The sequence below is a fragment of the Desulfamplus magnetovallimortis genome (assembly GCF_900170035.1).
GTDB lineage: Bacteria > Desulfobacterota > Desulfobacteria > Desulfobacterales > Desulfobacteraceae > Desulfamplus > Desulfamplus magnetovallimortis.
Genome location: NZ_LT828541.1, coordinates 151,306 through 172,239, shown reverse-complemented (window position 1 = coordinate 172,239; position 20,934 = coordinate 151,306). Strand labels below are relative to the sequence as shown.

The 20,934-nt window shown below is 43.6% G+C and carries 15 protein-coding genes; 3 read left to right on the top strand and 12 right to left on the bottom strand.

Going from position 1 to position 20,934, the window contains the following annotated elements; all coding sequences use genetic code 11:
- Positions 1-105: 105 nt before the first annotated feature.
- The 11 genes from MTBBW1_RS05005 to MTBBW1_RS04960 all read right to left on the bottom strand — a co-directional run bounded on the left by MTBBW1_RS05005 (position 106) and on the right by MTBBW1_RS04960 (position 16,699).
- The gene (locus tag MTBBW1_RS05005) at positions 106-888 is read right to left on the bottom strand and encodes a SagB/ThcOx family dehydrogenase (protein ID WP_080800113.1); all 783 of its coding nucleotides are present in this window, start codon (positions 886-888) and stop codon (positions 106-108) included.
- A gap of 148 nt (positions 889-1,036) precedes the next feature.
- Entirely contained in the window at positions 1,037-1,549 is a 513-nt protein-coding gene (locus tag MTBBW1_RS05000) for a hypothetical protein (protein ID WP_080800110.1), read from the bottom strand.
- A gap of 321 nt (positions 1,550-1,870) precedes the next feature.
- A complete protein-coding gene (locus MTBBW1_RS04995) occupies positions 1,871-5,413 on the bottom strand; it encodes an efflux RND transporter permease subunit (RefSeq protein ID WP_080800107.1) in 3,543 nt (1,180 codons plus the stop codon).
- A 198-nt stretch (positions 5,414-5,611) separates the two neighbouring features.
- On the bottom strand, positions 5,612-7,213 hold the full coding sequence (locus tag MTBBW1_RS04990) for an efflux RND transporter periplasmic adaptor subunit (protein ID WP_245809265.1): 1,602 nt from the start codon (positions 7,211-7,213) through the stop codon (positions 5,612-5,614).
- A gap of 121 nt (positions 7,214-7,334) precedes the next feature.
- Positions 7,335-10,280, bottom strand: coding sequence for a TolC family protein (locus tag MTBBW1_RS04985; protein ID WP_080800104.1), 2,946 nt, complete (start codon positions 10,278-10,280; stop codon positions 7,335-7,337).
- A gap of 485 nt (positions 10,281-10,765) precedes the next feature.
- Positions 10,766-12,298, bottom strand: a complete 1,533-nt coding sequence (locus tag MTBBW1_RS04980) for a bifunctional GNAT family N-acetyltransferase/carbon-nitrogen hydrolase family protein (protein WP_080800101.1) — start codon at positions 12,296-12,298, stop codon at positions 10,766-10,768.
- A gap of 239 nt (positions 12,299-12,537) precedes the next feature.
- Complete coding sequence (locus MTBBW1_RS28140; RefSeq protein WP_186441086.1) at positions 12,538-12,681, bottom strand: hypothetical protein; 144 nt, start codon at positions 12,679-12,681, stop codon at positions 12,538-12,540.
- Positions 12,668-13,255, bottom strand: a complete 588-nt coding sequence (locus MTBBW1_RS04975; protein WP_080800098.1) for a hypothetical protein — start codon at positions 13,253-13,255, stop codon at positions 12,668-12,670. Before MTBBW1_RS04975 ends, MTBBW1_RS28140 begins: the two co-directional genes overlap by 14 nt.
- Positions 13,231-14,337, bottom strand: coding sequence for a hypothetical protein (locus tag MTBBW1_RS04970; protein WP_080800095.1), 1,107 nt, complete (start codon positions 14,335-14,337; stop codon positions 13,231-13,233). Before MTBBW1_RS04970 ends, MTBBW1_RS04975 begins: the two co-directional genes overlap by 25 nt.
- Positions 14,338-14,342: 5 nt before the next feature.
- Positions 14,343-15,566, bottom strand: coding sequence for a class I SAM-dependent methyltransferase (locus MTBBW1_RS04965; protein ID WP_080800091.1), 1,224 nt, complete (start codon positions 15,564-15,566; stop codon positions 14,343-14,345).
- Positions 15,567-15,889: 323 nt separating this feature from the next.
- Positions 15,890-16,699: an RNA methyltransferase gene (locus tag MTBBW1_RS04960; RefSeq protein WP_080800088.1), complete on the bottom strand. Its 810-nt coding sequence runs from the start codon at positions 16,697-16,699 to the stop codon at positions 15,890-15,892.
- A 285-nt stretch (positions 16,700-16,984) separates the two neighbouring features.
- Here MTBBW1_RS04960 and MTBBW1_RS04955 point away from each other — a divergent pair, with 285 nt between their 5' ends.
- Both MTBBW1_RS04955 and MTBBW1_RS04950 read left to right on the top strand, forming a co-directional pair.
- On the top strand, positions 16,985-18,262 hold the full coding sequence (locus tag MTBBW1_RS04955; RefSeq protein WP_080800085.1) for a double-cubane-cluster-containing anaerobic reductase: 1,278 nt from the start codon (positions 16,985-16,987) through the stop codon (positions 18,260-18,262).
- Between the two features lie 61 nt (positions 18,263-18,323).
- The gene (locus MTBBW1_RS04950) at positions 18,324-19,265 is read left to right on the top strand and encodes an acyl-CoA dehydratase activase (protein ID WP_080800082.1); all 942 of its coding nucleotides are present in this window, start codon (positions 18,324-18,326) and stop codon (positions 19,263-19,265) included.
- A gap of 93 nt (positions 19,266-19,358) precedes the next feature.
- Here MTBBW1_RS04950 and MTBBW1_RS04945 read toward each other — a convergent pair whose 3' ends face one another.
- The gene (locus MTBBW1_RS04945) at positions 19,359-19,562 is read right to left on the bottom strand and encodes a hypothetical protein (protein WP_080800079.1); all 204 of its coding nucleotides are present in this window, start codon (positions 19,560-19,562) and stop codon (positions 19,359-19,361) included.
- Positions 19,563-20,202: 640 nt separating this feature from the next.
- On the opposite strand from MTBBW1_RS04945, the gene yedF reads away from it, so the two are divergent.
- Positions 20,203-20,763, top strand: coding sequence for a sulfurtransferase-like selenium metabolism protein YedF (yedF, locus tag MTBBW1_RS04940; RefSeq protein WP_281255615.1), 561 nt, complete (start codon positions 20,203-20,205; stop codon positions 20,761-20,763).
- Positions 20,764-20,934: the final 171 nt, after the last annotated feature.

The window sequence follows — 20,934 nt, the reverse complement described above, 5'->3', positions numbered from 1 at the left end:
AAATCTGCCTGCCATTATTCATTGGAAGTCAAAAAGCAAAATAAATGCCACGGTGGCAATGAAAGCGTTCATAGCGAAGTGCAAGAGGGAATTCTGACAGCTTTTTTACATGAAACGCATTCCCACAGGTGCCATATAGATTGTAAATTCTTCTTCTCCATCAACTCCAAGAAGCTTGTCACAGGCATCCTGGTCGTAAGCTGCAATGGCACAGGTTCCTGCTCCAAGGGATGTGCATGCAAGATAGAGGTTCTGGCACAGATGCCCTGCATCAATGGCAATAACCTTATGGGCTGCCAGATCATATCTCCATTCTGTCCTGTATGGAATAACAGTCCAGAAAAAGGTTACAGCAGAAGATGCCACAAATCGCTGTCCAAGGCATGCGGATGCTGCCTTATGTCCTATTGTTGAATCAATTGATAGTTGGGCAAGTTTTCTCTCAAATGGCAGAAATCTGTATAAACCAGAAGGCAATCCATCAATACGACTGACAGCAAGATAGGTTTCAAAGGCATGTCGTGCACCAGCAGAAGGGACACTCCTAAGTGCAGTGCAGGTGCTTAAAATTTTTCTTACACCCTGGGTCGCCCAGAGAAGCGCAGACAGCTCATTTAGTGTCAAAGATGCAGATGTGTAATTCCGGACACTTTCCCTCTTAAGGATTGCATCTGCAACTGACATATTGCAAAGCTTTTTCAGTGACGCTTCTCCATCCGGAATATCAATACGCACAACATCTGCAGGGCAGGGTTTTTGCAGTGGTGGAGCTTCTCTTTGTTGATTTTGATCAGTGCGGGCAAAGTTGATCTGCTGTCTGATCGTATCTTTAAGAAAAAATCGGTTATAGTCAAACCGATTACCGCGATTGTGATTCGGGTTTGTCATAAAAAAATATCCTTTAAATCTCTCTTTTCATAATTGGGGCGGGGCGACCGAAATTCTGCCATGAGTGTTTAGCAAGTAAACAGTCATGACGGAGTTTTCGCCATCCCAGAATATAGGAATATGTATCTAATCCCACGGTAAAAAAGCACTATTTTACTTCATACTCAAACGTATCCAAAAGTTTCTCTTCCCCGGCCATGGCCTTAACCTTGATTTTATAGATTCCGGTTTTGCCAAAATCAACATCTGCTCCAAATCCATCGCCCATGCCCATGGCCATAATCTTCTGGGTGGTGCCGTCGGGGTTTTGAATCAGAAAACCCACCATTGCTTTTTCAGGGGCTTTGCCTTCATGGGATTTAATGAAGAGCATCATGTGATGGGTTGCCTTCATCTCCGGCATGTTTTCCATCTCTTTCATCTTCTTTCGCATGTCAATGAGTTCATATGTGAAATGGTATTTCCCGACCATGGAACTGTGCATTGCTTCACCGCTGTGGGCACCGTGGTTCATAGTGGCCGTGTTTTCTGACATGTCATGGGTTTTATGGCTATCTGTCCCATGGGATGCATCATGGCCGCTTGAAGATGCCATTGACAGAGGTGAAAATGACAGTGCCATAATCAGGGCGGTTGCTGTGATGAGTATGTTATTTTTCATGGTATTCTCCTTTTTTTAACATTATTTATAAAATGTAGAGACGTTGCATGCAACGTCTCTACGTTCTGTTTTGCCGTGAAAATGATTATTATTTTTATATTTGGGGGTGATTGATACGCAATCAATCATGCCTGTTTGCCGTGAAAATGGATACAATTTTCTATATTCGGGGCTGACTGAATGGCAGCCATGACCGTTTACCGTGAAAATGATTATCATTTTTATATTTGGTGATGATTGATACGTAATTAATCATGCCTGTTTAAAACGAATTTCATTCTTTCGATTGTGAAGGTGGAAAGCCATGCTGGTTATATGAATTCATAATTTTTCAGTATATCCAAATTGCCATTTTTTCCAGGTCAGATAGATGGCCGGAATGATTATAAGTGTCAAAATTGTTGATGATATCAATCCACCTACCATGGGTGCAGCTATCCTTTTCATCACCTGAGAACCTGTTTCCGATCCCCACATTACAGGCAAAAGACCAATTACAGTGGTGGCAACGGTCATGATTTTGGGTCTTACCCGTTCTGCAGCCCCTTCAATAATACCGGACAGCATATCCTGGTAGGAGTTCATGGATCCCTCTTTGAGTCTTCGTTCAAATATCTCGTCCAGATAGACCAGCATAACAACCCCTGTCTCTGCGGCAAGACCTGAAAGCGCAATGAAGCCAACCACCACAGCCACGGATACATTGTAATTCAGAAGGTAAATCAGCCAGATGCCTCCCACCATGGCAAAGGGCAGGGTTCCCATTACAATAATGGCTTCAACGATGTTTTTAAAGTGGATGTACAAAAGAAAAAAGATAATGGCCAGAGTGGCAGGAACAATTATGCTCAGTGTTTTTCTCGCCTTTTCCATATATTCGTACTGACCCGACCATACCATGGAGTATCCTGTCGGCATATCAATGGAGTCGATTACGATTTTTTTGGCCTTTTTCACGTAAGAACCCAGATCCATATCTTTGATATCCACATATATCCAGGCGGTTCTTCTGGAGTTTTCGCTTTTGATGGCACCAGGACCTTTATGGATGGAAAAATTTACAAGCTGGGCAAGTGGAATATGGGCACCTGTTGGAGTGGGAACCAGAACTCTTTTTATCTTTTCCAGGCTGTCCCTAAGCTCCCTGTTGTATCGCAGATTAATGGGATATCGCTCCAGTCCTTCCACAGTGTAGGAGATATTCATGCCACCGATGGCAGTCATGATGACATCCTGAACATCCCCAACTGTCAGGCCGTACCTTGCAATCTGATCCCTTCTGATGTCAAAGTCCATGTAGTTGCCTCCGGTAACCCGCTCTGAAAAGACAGAAAGTGTTCCCGGGATATCCCTTACAATGGCTTCAATAGTGGCACCAAGATCGGTTAATACAGTGAGATCAGGCCCCATTAGTTTTATACCCACAGGAGTTTTTATGCCTGTTGACAGCATGTCAATGCGGGTTTTAATGGGCATTGTCCATGCATTGGTAAGGCCCGGAAACTGGATGGCTGCATCGAGATCCTCTATCAGCTCCTTGATTGTGATGTACCGCTCTTCTGGCCATATCAAACTTAAGGGCAGGATTTTTTTGACAAAATCCGGCCAGTTGGAGAAAAAACGGGGGATAGTCTTTTTTCGCCACTCATGGATGATTTTACCCTTTGTCACTTCCGGCCATATCAATGTTAATGGGGCCTTAAGCCATGATGGCCATTGGGAAAAGAAGCGTTTGACCTCAACGGTTTCATATTCCACCTCGGGCTTCAGCATGATTGTTGTTTCAATCATGGATAGTGGTGCAGGATCGGTTGGGGTTTCTGCCCTGCCTATTTTTCCAAGCGTGTGTTGTACTTCTGGAAATCGCTGTATGATTTTGTCGGTCTGCTGGAGAAGCTCCCGTGCCTTTGTGATAGATATGCCTGGAAGGGTGGTTGGCATGTATAAAAGGTCGCCCTCATTCAGCGGCGGCATGAATTCGCTGCCAAGTCTGGAAAAGGGGTACCATGTGAAAGCCATGACGATGATAGCCATTAAAATGGTGAGTTTTCGCCATTTTAGCACCACATGGATGCAGGGGATGTATAGCATGATAAAAAAACGGCTGACAGGATTTCGGTGTTCCGGATAGATCTTCTGGGGAATTATGCAGAAGATCAGAAAAACGGAGAGGGCAATGGCCGCTGTAAGACTCCAGTCCGGAAGGTGAAAGGGGGAGACTCCATTAATCCCTGTAATGCCCATAATTTCAGCCATGCCGGTCATATCGGCAATGCCAATGAGAAGAATAAAAGCCACAGGCAAAACTGGAAGACCCAGATAGATAAGATTCTTTTTTTTACGGGAAAGGGCAGGGTTGACAGGCCGTTCCAGAACAAAAAATGTCATCAAAACAGGAATTACGGTAACGGCCAAAACCGACGATGCTGCCATGGCAAAGGTTTTTGTATAGGCCAGGGGCTTGAACATCCGGCCGGACTGTTCAGTAAGGGTAAAGACCGGCAGAAAGGAGACTGTGATAATCAAAAGGCTGTAGAAGAGGGCAGGCCCAACCTCCTTTGATGCATCAATTATGATTTGTGTGTGGCTCTTTTCTCCGGCATCCCGTTCAAGATGTTTGTGGGCATTTTCCACAAGCACAACCGATGCATCCACCATGACCCCGATGGCAATGGCAATGCCTCCAAGGCTCATGATATTGGCATTGATGCCAAGAGGATAAATGATGAGAAATGCCATGAGAATACCCACGGGCAGTGTGAATATGGCCACAAAGGCGGAACGGAAATGTAAAAGAAACACAATGCATATAAGGGTTACCACCAACATCTCTTCGATAAGTTTGTTTTTCAGTGTCGTTACTGCCCTTTCAATAAGAGCTGATCTGTCGTATCCGGTCTCAATTACGATGCCTTTGGGCAGCCCCTTTTCGAGATCTGCAAGTTTCTCCTTGACCTTTTTAATAACATCAAGGGCATTTTCTCCAAACCTCATTATGACAACGCCTCCGGCTACTTCCCCTTGGCCGTTCCATTCAAGTATGCCACGTCGCAGTTCCGGCCCGATATGGATATTGGCAATATTTTTAATTAGTATGGGCGTACCTGCCAGATCCACGCCCACGGCAATGTTGGCAATCTCTTCAATGGATTTAATATAGCCAAGGCCCCTGACCATAAACTCCATTTCGCCCATCTCCAGAAGTTTGCCCCCCACATCTTTGTTGGAGCGCTGGATTGCGTCTTTTACCTTCCTTATGGAGAGATTGTGGGCCATCAGTTTATTGGGGTCAACCTCCACCTGGTACTGTTTGACAAATCCGCCGATGCTTGCAACTTCTGACACCCCCGGAACTGCGGTAAGTTCATATCTTAAGTACCAGTCCTGGATACTTCTCATCTGCTGGAGATCATATTTTCCGGTGGTATCCTTTAAGAGATATTCATAGACCCAGCCAACACCGGTGGCATCGGGTCCAAGGCTTGGGGTGACACCTGCTGGAAGACGCCCCGAGACAAAGTTGAGGTACTCCAGCATCCTGGAGCGTGCCCAGTAGAGATCTGTACCATCTTCAAAAATAATATAGACAAATGAGAGTCCGAAAAAAGAGTAGCCCCTGACAACCTTTGCATAGGGGACACTTAGCATGGCTGTGGTCAAAGGGTAGGTCACCTGATCTTCAACCACCTGGGGGCCCTGTCCTGAATATTCTGTGTAGATAATCACCTGAACATCGGAAAGATCAGGTATGGCATCAACAGGAATATTGAGCATGGCAATTATGCCCCCTGCAATGACAAACAGTGTGGTAAGAATCACCATGAATCTGTTTTTTACTGACCATTCAATTATCTTTTCAATCATATTGATACTCCCGGTAAATCAACGTTAATGAGAGCTTTTTTGCCGTGGAAATGGATACATTATTTCCATGATCGGGGGGTGGCCGGACTCCGACCATGACGGTTTACCACGAAAATGACTATCATTTTTATATTTGGGGGTGATTGGTACGTAATCATGCCCGTTTGGGATTTGTTCCAGCTTCGGCAACGTTGTTTGTCATTCCATATCCTTGAAAAAATCTTCAACCCCAGGGTTCTCATCGGCGTTAGGTGTAATTGGGGGAGATTGGGACTGTGCTGGAGTTGGCGTAGCAATTTCCACCATTTTTTTAACGGCCTCCTGGAGTTTTGATTCTGAATCCAGCATAAACTGACCGGATGTGACAACCAGTTCTCTTGGGGCAAGGCCGGTAAGAACTTGAACTTTTCCATTATCAAGGGGCGCTCCTGTGGTTATTTCCCGTGGGGTAAATTTTCCATTGCCACTGGATACAAACACCACATTTCGCTCCCCGGACAGTATGACCGCCTCGGAAGGAATTGCCATCCCTTTTTCCGCAACCTTGGTTTTGATCCTCACATCTCCGTACATCTCGGGTTTTAGCTCCATGTCTCGGTTTTCAAATTCCAGGCGAACCACAACATCCCGCGTTTTTTGCTGAAGATAGGGATAGATAAAGGTGACCTTTCCTTTGTAGGTCTTTCCTGGAAGATAGGGCAGCATCATCTCGGCCTCCTGCCCGACCTTAACCTGATCCAGTTCATATTCATAAATATGGGCTTCCACCCAGACCCGTGATAGATCGGTAATGGTGTAAATATTGGTTCCGGCTTTGATGTAGCCGCCTTCTATGGCATTTTTAAAGGTAACAAAACCGCTGAAAGGTGATCTGATTGTGATGGTTTTCCGAGTCTGACCCGATAATTCAATGGCCTTTATCTCCTCTTCTGCAACATCAAAATAGCTCAACCTCTGTTTAGCAGATTCCAGAAAGTTTTGATCATGGTTTGATATGGTATTATATGTTTTGTTGTCTCTTTTCAGGGAGAGATAGAAAGAGAGATACTCTTCCTGGGCAGATATAAGTTCTGGTGAATATAGCTCCAACAGGGGCTCTCCTGATTCAACACGGACACCTGTGAAATTGACGTAGAGCTTTTCAATCCATCCATTGACCTTGGGGCTTACCTGGGCTGTCCGGGTTTCATCAAAGGTGATATGGCCGTAGGTTCTGATGGTGTTGGTAAGCCTCCCCTCTTCTACAGCTTCCATGCGAACCCCCATGTTTTGCTCAACAACAGGATCAATGAAAATATCCACACCGCCCATGAGCTGATCTTCATAAACAGGTACAAGCTCCATGCCCATTTTGCTTTTCCCGGGTTGCTCATATATTTCAGTGGGATCCATGGGGGCTTTCCAGTAAACGATTTTTCGCTTCTTGTCTCCTTTTTCCGGGTTGTTGGTTTTTTCTGCACGTTTGGGAATGAGATCCATGTTACATATGGGGCACAGGCCAGATTCTTCCGTTATAACCCAGGGATGCATTCCACATGTCCACAACTGGACAGAAGGTTGGATTTCAGAATTTCTGTTTGCCTCCATCCCTGAATCTACCCCTTTTTTATCTACCAATGCTTTGTCATCTGATTCTTCTTCCTGCATAAGGGATTGGCCTGATAAGGCTGTGGAGTGGGAGATATGAAACCCCATGAAGTAAAAGATGGATGCCATTGTCAGCGCAGTTGTCACAGCTGTTATCACAAGAGCTGCCAAAAGGAATTTGGTCGTAAATTTCTTGTTTGTATGTATGGTCATGAAAAAGCTCCGTTCTGTTTCGGGTTTATTTCTGGTGAATTTCTTCGTGCCTTACATCTTGATTCTTTGTTCAAAAAAACAAGAATTTGATGAGATGCTAATGGGTTACATCTTTCTCGGGTTAGAAGGATTTGCCTGTAATCCTCTGGAGTTCGGCCCTTGCTATTCCAATGTCTCTTATTGCTCCGGCTTGAGCAAGACGGATGTTGAGCCATTCAGAATAAGAAGCTGTCACCTCCGAGAAGGTGAGGCGTCCTGCTTCATACTCACGGGTGGAGACCCCCAGTGCACTGGAAGAGAGATCAAGTATGCTATCCCCATACACACGGGCACTGCGAATGGCCTTCTCCAGATCCGACCATGCATTTCTTACCATCTTACGGGTTTCTGCTTCTTTATTCTCAAGGGTATGGCCAAGGGAAATTATCTCCTCGCGGGTCTGTTCAAGCCATGGCATGGTGGTGCCAATCCAGGGTTTTAGAGGGCTTCCTGCTCCTCTTGAAGGTGAAATTGAAGTGGCAAATGCAGGATTCGTGGCTGCAGAGCCTACCTTACTAACAGCTTTGTCATCATATCGGGAGAACCCCGGGTCAGGCTCCGGAAGAATCATGGTTTCAGCCATTTCAAGCATCTGTTCCATTTTTGTGATCATTGCCCTGATTTTTATCAGCTCATGACGGTTTTCAAAAGCCATGGCGTAGATGGTTGAAATTGGAGGAAGCGTGTCAGGAGGAAGCGTGTCAGGAGGAAGCGTGTCAGGAGGAAGCGTGTCAGGAGGAAGCGTGTCAGGAGGAAGCGTCTCAGGAGGAAGCGTGTCAGAAGGAAGAGTGTCATAAGGATATGAGGAACCAAGTGTTCCAACAGGGAAATCATCCACGCCAATGGATAGATCGCGGGGCAGATCCATTAGGGCCAGCATCTCCGATTTGATGTTGAGGCGGCTTTCATGGATGGATACTATGTTATCTTCAAGGAGATTGAGTTTTATCGTGATTTTTATCACATCCTGAAAACTGGTTTTTCCGGATTGATAGAGGCTGTCGGCAACCTTGTGCAATTTTCTGAAAAGCTCCAGTGTTTCAGAGGTGATGGTGTATGCCTTGTCCAGATATATACCCTGCCAGAATGCTTTTCTCATTGCGGTTATTGCTTCCCGTTCCGCCATGCCAAGCTCTGCAAGGGCAATTTTAACAGATTGTGCTGCTGCTCTCCCTTTTAATGCCGAGACACCGGGGAAGGGGAAAGCCTTGCTGATGGGTTCGCTGCTCTCCATGGGGCCGACCCCGTTCATAAGTGCTTCGGTAAATGCCGAATAGCGATATAGTATCTGATCCAGGTTTTCAACCTGGGTAAAGGCGTTCATCTCTGCCTGAACCTTTGCCTTTGCCGCTTTGATACCGGCATTTCTTTTAAGGACAATACCCTCAAGGAGAGGAAGCCCTGGAGAATTTTGAAGTAACTTCTCCATCTGGATTGGGGGTGCAGCATTACCCTTTCCTCCAATCCCCTCAAGTTTTTTTTCAATATCAGGGGATAGGGTTATAAACGAAGAGCGTTCTTTAAGCCCTTTTGCCTCTTGCAGTTCTCTCACTGCTTTTGGGCTTAATCCCGAATTTTGGTGATTATCTGCATCTATATGTTTTTTATTTTGAGAGAGTGTTTCTCTATTTGTACTGTCATATCCGTAATCCACGGGCTTGCCCACAAGTGTCTGAATTTGTGCCATTGTCTTGCCGTAGTCTGCCCTTGCCCTGGCAATGGAAAGCTGAAAGTTGTAAACCGATGACTGAATTTCCACAAAATCTGCAAAGGTACCTTTACCCTCCTGAAACCAGTTTCCGGCAAGTGTCATGGATTGTTGTGCCTGTGGCAGCAGCGTATCTGAATAGAGTGAGATCAATCGTCTGGAGTTATTCAACTTAAAGTAGAGGGAACGAATCTGTGAGCGCACGGAATTGGCAGTGTCACTTGCATCGGCTTTTTCCTCTGTTACCCTGGATCTTGCCTGGGATATTCTTGAGTTGTTTTTGCCAGCCCAGATTGGCAGAGTAAGGCCAAACTGAATGCCAACAGCATCTTCTCCTGCATCGACAGGTGGCATGCTTACATCTGGGTTACCAATAGATGCATAAAAAAGCCCCAGTTTGAAATCAGGTAGTTTGACATATTCTGCCATATCCACTCCGATTTCGGCTTTTTTGATGTTAAGGCGGGAGATGGCAATCTCTTCCTGGGATTCATCTGCCATTTGATAAAGTTGTTCCAGGGGATATTCAAGGTACGTTATAGGCGGTGGCTCAAGGTCGCCTATAAAGGCATCCGGAGAACGATTCAGAAGGGCGTTCATGGCTGTTGTTTCAGTCTGTTCCAACTCTTTGAGAAGCAGCAGATCATAACTGATCTGCCCCAGCTTTGACTGGGTTTTTATTACATCAATGAATAGAGATTTATCCTCGGCATAGCCTGTTTCTGCAAGAAGGCGTAATTCTTGAAGGAGTTCAAGATTTTTTTCAGCAATGGCAATGGCTTGTCGGATATATAAAAGTTCATGGAACGAGGCCGCTACTTTAAAAGCAATATTCTGTGCTGTGGCATCTGTTTTGAGTTTTGCAACAGCAACATCAGTTTCAACAAGTTTGCCCGACGTTGCAAGTTTTCCTGGAAAAGGTATCATCTGGGAAATGGAGGCGTTCCAATCCTGGGGCCCCATGCGGGTTTCAATTGGTCTTGGAAACCAGGTGACTATGAATTGTGGGTCAGGAAGGGAGATGGCTACAGGATACTGATCTTCGGTTTGTTGCCATCTCTCCCGACTGATCTGTATGGCAGGGTTGTTTTCCAGAGTATAGCTGATAATTTCAGAGAGGCTTATGGTTTCGTTATTGCTGAAGAGATCCTTTTTCTGAGCCTCTGATACGGAGGAATGCGCTGATAGCTGGGCATTTGCCTGGTTTAAGAGGTATATCTCTGTGAAGACAAACAGGCACATTGTGGTACAAGTTGAAAGGATAAATTTTTTTATCATAACGGCCTCGTTTTCAAAAATATAATTGATTATTACGTACATGGCTGATACCCCATCATGGCCTGATAAAGTAGTTACTCAAAGCCGACACCTATGATCTTTTGAGCCTTGTCAACATTGTCTGAATCAGGATGTCCAAGATTAACAAGATAAGGCAGGATTATTTATCCTGAGCATCCTTTTCATCCTGGTTATCCTGATTCAGACAAATTCAATAACTGCTCAAAAAGCAATAAGGTGTCGATTTTGAGTAGTTAAGCCATGATTATCTATCCTGAACATCCTAGTAATAGGGTTTAATTAACTTACCCGAACTCCCCCTCTCCATTCATGGAGAGGGGGCTGGGGGGTGAGGTTAATGGGCAAGTTATTTAGACCCTGTTCCCTATCCATCCTGGTTATCCTGATTCAGACAAATTCAAGAGATGGAAAAAATCAATAAGATGTCGATTTTGAGATATTATATTCCTGGCCAAACAGATGCTTGCTGTGTTCTCCTGGCGGGTTCAGGCGAATATTGTGGGTTACTATGGTTGCAACCACAAAAGATCATAAAGATCCGTGCGTCGGCTTTCCATATTCCGTACACTCCCCTTGGCCCGAAGCTCTTTAATCAGATCCAGATCCAGATCCGTAATAAGGGTGGTCTCAACCCCGGGAGTTGCCTCGGCGGCAATGGCATCATGGGGAAATGAAAAATCCGACGGCGTAAAGATTGCAGCCTGTGAATACTGGATGCCCATGGTTTCAACTTTGGGGATATTTCCAACACTGCCTGATATGGCCACAAAGCACTCATTTTCAATTGCCCGTGCCTGGGCACACCGTCGCACCCTGAGATAACCATTACGAGTATCTGTCCAGAAGGGCACCAGAAGGATTTTCATCCCTTTTTGGGTCTGTAGTCTTGCAAGTTCCGGAAACTCCACATCATAACAGATCAACACCCCGACTTTACCTACATCCGTATCAAAAACCTTTAGTTTATCACCTCCGCTGAATCCCCAGTGAGTCTCTTCATCCGGTGTGATGTGCAGTTTCTCCTGGCTATCCCATGTACCGTCACGGCGGCAGAGATAGGCCACATTGGTAAGTCTTCCGTCTTCGGTTATGGCCGGGACGCTGCCGGTCACAATATTGATATTGTAGGATAGAGCCATCTCCACCATGGCAATCCGAATATTTTCGGTATGTTCAGCAAGCATGCGCATGGCATCAGATGGATTTTGCCCTTCATAGGTATGGATCAGCGGTGCATTGAAAAGTTCTGGAAACAGGACAATATCCGACTGATAATCCGAGACTGTATCCACAAAAAATTCCACCTGCTGCATGAAGTCATCAAATGAGATAAATCGGCGCATCTGCCACTGCACCACCCCTAATCTGGCAATGGATTTTGTACCGCCTATGAGCCTTGTCTTTTTTTCATAATATATATTGAGCCACTCCAGCAGGACTGCATTTCCCTTTGAGTTCCTATCCTCAAGCCAGTAGTTATCAAGAAGATTGAGCACATGAAAATCGTTGGACATCTGAAAGGTGAGAACATTGTCCACAATCTCCCTATTTTGTACCTTTAAAATATATTCCTGGGCAGAAATAGTGCCGGCATGCTCCCTGTAACCCGGAATCCTGCCCCCAAGCAAGATTCCTTTGAGATTGAGGTTGACTGCCAAATCCTTTCGTGCATCATAAAGGCGTCGTCCAAGGCGCATGCCGCGGTAATCCGGATCCACAAAAACTTCAATCCCGTATAGATAATCCCCTTCAGGGTCATGGGATTTGAAGGTTCCTTTTGCTGTAATCTGATCATAGGTGTGATGGTTACCGAACAGGCTGAAATCAATGATGATTGCCAGGGCAACGGCCACGGGTTTTCCATTATCTTCAATACATATTTGCCCCTCACTGAAACGGCTGATAAGAGAGTCAATTTCCTTTTTTGTATATGGTTCTGAAAACCCTTTGTAAACCTTGGCACTGATCTCACGGACAGCATCGTAGTCCTCAGTCCTAAGGTGTCGTAGATTGAGTTTATAGGTTGTTTCTGTTGTCATTGGTGTACCTTGTTTGTTGTGATTTGCGTTGCATAAAATATGGATGAGTCAGCAACCAGATCGAGACCCATTAAACGGGCATGGCTGCCATCCAGCCATCCCCGAATATTGCAAATTGTATCCATTTCCACGGTAAACGGGCATGATTGTGTATCAATCACCCCCAACTATAAAAATGATAGTCATTTTCACCGTAAAAGCAGGGCATCCTTCATTTCATCCAAAAGGACTTGGTAGTGTCATAAAAGTGTTGATATCTTTTTGTGAAAGCTCTGCTGAATCAAGGTTTGTGAAGAGCTCATCAACATATTTGGGACACCACCAATGAAGTTAGCGCCTTGCGGGCTGGTTTTACCATAATCACCTGCTTTACGGTTTTCCACGCATGCCGCCTCCTCGAAACATTGATGAACTGCCTGGCCTGCCCTGCAACCTTCTGCGTACACCTGTGGGGTCCGGTGTATTCCCGTAGGAAGCACCTGTAATTTTACCGTGCAAAAGATCAATATTTTTTGTATTTGCATAAAATGCACCGGAAATATCATGGAGCTGTAAAGTAGCGGCATCACCATTATTATCTTTTGCTGATTGATAGTAATCATTATCAATATATCCCCAGATTCTGATAATTTCTCCCCCTTCAAGGTTCCCGGGAATATTATCACATGAGTAAATCAAAAGAGGCAGTTGATCAATATTGTCAGAAAATTTCTCACCCTCTTTAGCCTTATTCTCCTTTTTACCGCTATTATCTTCTTTATCGTTATCTTCTTTATCGTTATTTTCTTCGTTTCTGTTAATTGATCTTAACTGCTCAAGGAGCATGGTGTTGTTTTTTTTGTTTATAGAAATAATTTTTACAAGAAACAGTCTGTTTTCCTGCTCACTCCGTACTTGATCTACAAGATATAAAATATTTAATGTAAAAAATATCAGAATGACCAGGAGATACCGCATTGTATTATCCTTTCCCTGTAGGACTCTTCATCTACAGGATATTGGCCATTTAAAAGGGAGTAGTCTGTAATAATATGAAAGGGTGCGTCGGGAAAATAGTAGAGCCTCATATTAACACTGAAAGTATTGTTATCCTCCCTTATGGTAAAATCCTGGAAATTGGCGCCTCCCTGTATCATCTGATATTCATTTTCCGGTGGCATTTCATTTATATTATAAAAACGTCTCATCTCGAACCAGCCTCCTAAATTGATCTGCCATTTGTCATTAATTGTCCAGTAGCACTGGAGTGCAGGTGTTATCTGGGTATAGGATTCCATATCCAGTGAAGAGGCAAGGTGTTCAAATGCAAGGCCGGTGGAGAGGGTAACAGAAGGGCTGATGAATAGATTCAGCATCATGTTGACAGTGAATGCATTGTCATTTCTGGCATCATATATTTGCTGGAACTGATTTGACATTGTATTGGTGCTGGTTACTTCATCGTCTATCTGTACAGGTTGTGAAAAAGGATCTGATTCAGATTTCTGGCCATTTTGATATTTATTTTTCTGTTCCGGTGGCAAAAACGTTGGAGGGGAATCTTCAAGATATTTTATATGCTTCCATGATGATTCAAAAATAAAAGTGTATCTGCTGGATAATATTGTTTCAACTCCAGCACCAAATGAGAATGAGTTGCGCCTGTCAGACGTAACCAGTGAATCTCGGTAAAATCCAATGGTTGAAAATATATAAGGCGTGTATCTGTTTCCCTGCTTAAGTGGGGATATGGAGAGGTCTGCAACGATTTGATGATTGTCCGGAAGAGCTTCCAGAACTTGATAGTTAAAGGAAGAGGCCAGGTTCAGTTTCACAGTGTCATAAAAGGGAAATGACTCTTCAAGGCATATACCTGTATCTGCAAAGAGGGCACCTTTGCTTTCAGGCTCTGATGCAGGATTTGAATTGTATCCCATGGAGCTATTTAATGTGATGTTTGCGCAGTACAGAGGTGAAATGAAAAACAGTGTAAATAAACAATAGATAGTGAGAAGATAGATTGTACTGCACTTTAAGGGTAATCGGATAAGCAGATTCAAGGATGTCACCTGTAATACCTTTGAAGATAATGCCTGGTGTGCCCGATCACCGTATAAATCGGATCTGATAATCGGAGTTTAGGAAAATAGTCATCATCATAGGGCCTAGGATATCCCCGCAATGACAGGGTTGAAATGGATTCATACCTGTCAGACAGAAGAAAGTACTCCGTTACCAAGCCCATGCGTTCAAAGTCATGAAGATCCTCCCAGATCCTTATGGATTTTTCGGGGAACCAGCGATTTGAAAACGATACGATAAAGGCGCCACCGGGCTTTAAAACGCGCGCTATCTCCTGGAATATACGTATGGGATCTGTCAGGTATTCAACAGATAACGAGCAGATCGCATGATCAAATATATTGTCTTTAAAGGCCAGTTCTGGATTGATGTTCAGATCTTGGACAGTGTACGATGTCAGGGCCGGATTATTGGCCAGTTCGTTGGCGTTCAGACCTATGCCATGCAGGGAAAGAGGTTCAAGGGTTTCAGGGATATGGGACTCCCAGCCAGCCATGAGATCCAGAATGGAGTCACCGGGACGTACAAGCGATTGATAGATGGCAGCCAGGTTCTCCCTGGCCTGGTCATCAATATGGTGGACAAATCTGTCTTTTTTATAAAAATCAGCGTCCGGTCTCGGGTCTTTTCGATGAAAAGCGTGTTGAGAAAAAAAATCCGTTGCCTTAGCGTTACTCCTGGCCTGCATTCCAGGGCCTGACAGGGCAATATCAATCCAGTCCATGCAGCTTCCCCCGCGCTCATTTGCTTTTGAGGAATGCTTGTTAACCTCCATTGTCAACTGGAAGGGGATTCCAGCCATGGGATGATTCAGATCAGCTGTAATAATGCTTTGACTAAGCCCAATACAACGAAAAGGGGTTATAGTGTCCCTGAATACACCCGTGAGCCCTGAAATTATGCCTTGAGGATAGAATCGCCCCACGTCAATACTGTGTTTTAGCCTATCAGAATTAACTCTGGATAAAGGCAGTCGGAGAATTTTGTCATTACTGTGATCCGGAACAAGGTCTCCTGGGTTTGCCTGAAACGTTACAGGATGTTCAATGTCGTGATCAAACAGCTTTTCAAAAGGGCTGCCCGGAAAAACATCCCGCCAGCAGTTGAGTTGATCAGCAAAATACCGATCTGAATGATGAATACCATTTTTTTCCCAGGTGATCTCAAGAGACAAATCGACCAGGTCACTTCGAGAAAGTGTCTTCATGCAAACTCCTTTAGGCCCAGGACAATTTAGTTAAAGTTCTATTCACAGTTGTCAAAGTATTTCCGGCCTTTTCATCAGCTCAGAAATCACTGTTGAATATCACCAATGGTAAGACAGGTATTTTAACTTGCAACCCTTGGATTTCAATAAATGTGAGTTTTTCGGTATTGCAAATTAAGAAATTGCAGAATGGGTTGTTTCATATCTCTATTAAACGGGCATGATTAATTACGTATCAATCACCCCCCTAAATGTAAAAATATCACCCCAAATATAAAAATGATAGTCATTTTTACGGTAAAGTAGTTAAGCTGTTGATTGTTTCATGACTTTTGTTCTCCATACTTTAAAACCTGTCTGATAATTCCTCTGATAATACTCACCTCTTTTGCCTGAAGAGATATTCGCCCCAGAAAATTTCTCAGGTGATTCATCCAGAAATCGGGGTTTTCAGGGTTAATGTAAGATATTTCTGACAGCACATTTTCGAGTTCGTCATACATAATATCAAGTTCTCTGCGTTGGGCAAGGCGTGGGGAATGCCTTTTTTGCTCTTTGCCCTCCTGTGTAGAATTACCTGTATGTTTAGAATTCTCTGCCTGTAGTAAAGGGTGTAGAGGCTCTTCATTGACGGAAATGGTTGATTTTGCAATGAACAGTTCATAGCAGACAACCATGACAGCCTGGGCAAGATTAAGGGATGAAAATCCTGAAGTGGGGATATTCACAAGAGTATGGCAAAGCTTGAGTTCTTCGTTTGAAAGGCCTCTGTCTTCCCGTCCAAACAGCATTGCAATACTGTTATTTAAAGAGAGATGTGCAACTCTTTCTGCCACTTCCCGTGGGGATTCCACCACCCGCTGTCCACCCAGACGGGCTGTTGTGCCCACAATATAATGAAATGGTGCCAGGGCATCTTTCAGGCTCTCATATATCTCCATCTGTTCCAGAATCTGCTTTGCTGAATGTGTTGCCAGTTTTGCAGCCGCTTCATGGTTATAATTTCTGGGTTCAACCACAATGAGTTTCCCAATGCCCATGTTGCACATTGCTCTGGCAGCAGAGCCTATGTTTTCAGGGTATCCTGGTTGGTGGAGCACTACAGTTATGTTGGATATTTTTTTGTTGTTCATGGTTCCATGTCGAATTTTAAAATGAGATGTAAATGACGAAATGTTAAACGAATGGTTCAATAATAGTTTTTCAATTAGATGATGACAAGGGGCAAAAGCTTTTGGAGTTGACTTTGAATGTTTATTATTTGAATCCTCTATCACTGTTTAATAAACTACTTGTATAATCAATTTGCATCTTTACCAGAGAATAATCTATTTTTCTTCTTTAAACGTATTTCAGTGATCTTGAAAAATAAGACTTGCCGTTAAATAACTGTGAAAGTATGGAACAAGGAAGAGAAAATGAGCAATGATTATGTGAAGATGTGGAAGGATTTGGGGCTTGATATTGATGCCCATGATGCCCTGCTTGGTGTTTTGGGTAATGCTTATACAGATATCTATCTTGCCCAGAAAAATCGACCGGAAGGGATGGATTATTTCAACTTTGTCATGAGCGAAGTCCATGGTTTGCGTATTAAGGAACTCATTGATGAAAAGGCACAGGGACGAAAAATTATCGGATCTTACTGTGTATTTGTTCCTGAAGAGATAGCATTGGCAGCAAATGCAACTTTGATAGGCCTTTGTTCCGGTGCTGATTTTGCTATGGAAGAGGTGGAAAAATATCTGCCACGGAACACCTGTGCTCTTATCAAGTCAGCCATGGGCTTCAAACTTGGCAAGGTGTGTCCCTATCTTGAGGCTTCGGATATGGTTGTAGGAGAAAATACCTGTGATGGAAAGAAAAAGGCATACGAGTCCCTTGGTGAACTTATGGAAAATCTCTATGTTATGGATCTGCCCCAGATGAAATCCACCCAGGGAAGAGCACTTTTGAGAGCAGAGTATGAGCGTTTTAAAGATGCTGTGGAAGCTCTTACAGGTGTTAAAATCATTTCTGAATCCCTTAAGTCTGCAATTCAGACAGTCAATGCCAAGCGAAGTGCCCTCCATCGTCTTGCAAAGCTTAGGAAGGCCGATCCTGCACCAATTTCCGGTCTTGATGCTCTGTTGGCAAATCAGGTCTCTTTTTATGATAATCCTGCAAGATTTACAGAATCGGTTAACAAAATTTGTGATGAGCTGGAGACCCGCATTGCAGAGAAAAAAGGCGCACTTCCTGAAAAAACGCCACGGATTATAGTTTCCGGATGCCCCATGGCAGTACCCAACTGGAAATTCCCCTGGATTGTGGAGACATCCGGCGGAGTTATTGTGGGCGAAGAGTCATGCGTAGGTGAGCGTGGATGCCGAAATCTTACTGATGACTCAGGGGAGAGTGTTGAGCAGATGATGGAAGCCATTACAGACCGTTATTATAAGGTTGACTGCGCTATCTTTACACCCAATCAAGATCGCTTGAATCATATCACCGAGATGGTTGAGGAGTATCAGGCAGATGGAGTCATTCATTATGGATTGCAGTTCTGTCAGCCATATCTAATGGAGTCCATTCCTGTTGAAAAAGCACTTGAAGAGAAGGATATCCCAACACTTCGCATTGAAACTGATTATGGAATGGAAGATGTCGGTCAGCTTAAAACAAGGGTGGAAGCCTTTATTGAGCAGTTGAAGTAAGTTCCGGTTATCTGGGGAAAAGTTTAGAATATTTGAATAATCACGATGGAGTTTAAGCATCATGAATTATGCCGGCATTGATATCGGCTCCCGAACCATTGAAGTTGTGGTGATCAATCAGTCTGGTGATATTATTGAGAGTCGTCAGTCTGATACTACCTTTGACCCTATTTCCGAGAGCATAAAACTTTTGGACGGTATTGAATATGAACGTATCCTGGCAACAGGATACGGCCGGACTTTGTTTGAAATAGCACATGATAATTTAGATAATGATGCTAAGATAATGACTGTAACGGAGATAAAGGCTCACGCTCGTGGAGCACAGGCCTTTTTTCCTGATGTCTCCACCATCTTAGATATCGGAGGACAGGACAGCAAAGCCATTGCTATAAATGGAAAAGGCAGGGTCAAAAAGTTTGAAATGAACGATCGATGTGCCGCTGGTACCGGAAAATTTTTAGAGATCATGGCAAAAACCCTTGGATTTACTGTTGAATCATTTGGCAGAGAAGCCCTGGAAGCTAAAAATGCATTGACCATCAACAGCATGTGTACAGTATTTGCCGAGTCCGAGGTAACATCCCTTATTGCAAAAGGCGCAGTACCAAGGGAAATTGCTCTGGGATTGCATGTAAGTGTCATGAAACGGGCAGTGGCAATGTTAAACCGTGTGCGTATGCCTGTTAAGAATCTCAGAGATTTAAAGGAAGCAATATCTACTCAGAAAGCAAGCGACGATCAGAAAGAAAGATGCGCTCAGAAAGAAAGATGCGCTCAGAAAGAAAGAGACACTCATAACGAAAGAGCTACTCAGGAAAAAAGAGGTCAAGAGGGCAAAACCGATAATCATGGCGAAAATATTGTTTTTACAGGCGGTGTTGCCAATAATCCATGTATGATAAAGTTGATATCCGAAAAGCTTGGATGTGAAATACTGGTGCCGGAAAATCCCCAGATGGTGGGTGCTCTTGGAGCAGCTCTTCTTGCAGGGGAGCAATGAATAAAGGGGGCAATTGAAATGGGAGTAGTTTAATGAGATTTTTAAAAGCGGGGGCAAGGTTATGCCCCCGGTACTTCAGTTTGTGCCAGCTCGCTATATAGGTTCAATTTCACACTGCTCATTAAGATGAAGCTTGTAAACATAATAAGACAGTGCTGTCACGGGAATGGCAAGTATAAATCCTACTATGGGTAGTAGAGTAAAACCAGTTATGATCAAGCCAACAGCTCCCAGAAAAATAAGTAAAGAGAGCATACTTTTTGACAGTTTTTGACGTACACATTGGTTTGCTTTCATGATAACCTCCATATATTAGGATTGATTGATTTTAAATATGATTGACATAGAACATCTAAAGATATTAACATTGTTTGGTGCTTCTAACTTTTAGTTTAATTTAGTGCTTATTTGAGAATTGTCAATATGGAATGCAAAAGAAGATGAAAAAAGGGATCCTTCATCTGCCTGCAAAAGTAGAGATTATCCTGGAAAAACATCCGCAAAATGGACGTTTCACTCTTGAAAGTGTATAGCGGGAAATGAGGTGGTGTCCCAAATATGTTGATGAGCTCTTCACAAAACTTGATTCAGCAGGGCTTTCACAAAAAGATATCAACACTTTTATGACACTACCGGAAATGAAACATGCCCGAAAATAATAATTATGACAAAGTCCGTCCAAAGGGCGCTAAGTAATTGGGTTTAATTAACTTATCCAAACTCCCCCTCCCAAGTCTGTAAAATGTGGCTGGGGGCGAGGTGAATGGGCAAGTTATTAAAAATTAATTTCTAAGTTCACAGCATTGAAAAGGGATTACCTGAACAGGAAAAGGATATATGTCACAGATAATTGATGCAAGGGGGTTGGCCTGTCCAGCTCCTGTTTTGATGGCAAAAAAAAGCAGTAGATAAGGGAACCAGAGAAGCCATTACTGTTTTGGTTGATAATGAAGCTTCCATGGAAAATGTTTCAAGATTTTTTGGCTCAAGGTCATTGGGTGTTGATGTTATTCGGGAAGGCGGCGATTTCAGAATAACGGTTGAGTTTTCAGATGATTCCCCTGTAAATGAGAGTACAAACTCTGAAACACAAAGTGAATCAAGAAATCAGAAAGCAGGTGCAGCTTCTGATGCAACTTCCGGAGCCGCTGAAAGTCATAAACAGAAGATCATGGTGCTTGCTGCAACTGACAGAATGGGTTTTGGAGATGATGAGCTTGGGAAAAAACTTATGATCAGTTTTTTGAAAACCATCAAGGAGATGGGAGACGAGCTGTGGCGTCTTGTCTTTGTAAACAATGGTGTGAAACTTGCCATTGAAGGCTCAGAAGTGCTTGATGATTTGAAAAGTTATGAAGCCGATGGTCTTAAGATTCTGGTCTGTGGTACCTGCCTTACCCATTTTAATCTTATGGATGCTAAAAAGGTGGGAGAGACCACTAATATGCTTGATATTGTTACAGCTATGCAGTTGGCTGATAAAGTTATACAACTGTAATAAAATGAATACAAATTTTCATATTCGGGGGCGGCAGTAGAGACAAGGCATGTCTTGTCTCTGCTGTCATGACAGGTTACCGTGAAAATGACTATCATTTTTATATTTGGGGGTGATTGATACGTAATCAATCATGCCTGTTTACACTGAAAACACATCATATTCTGTTTT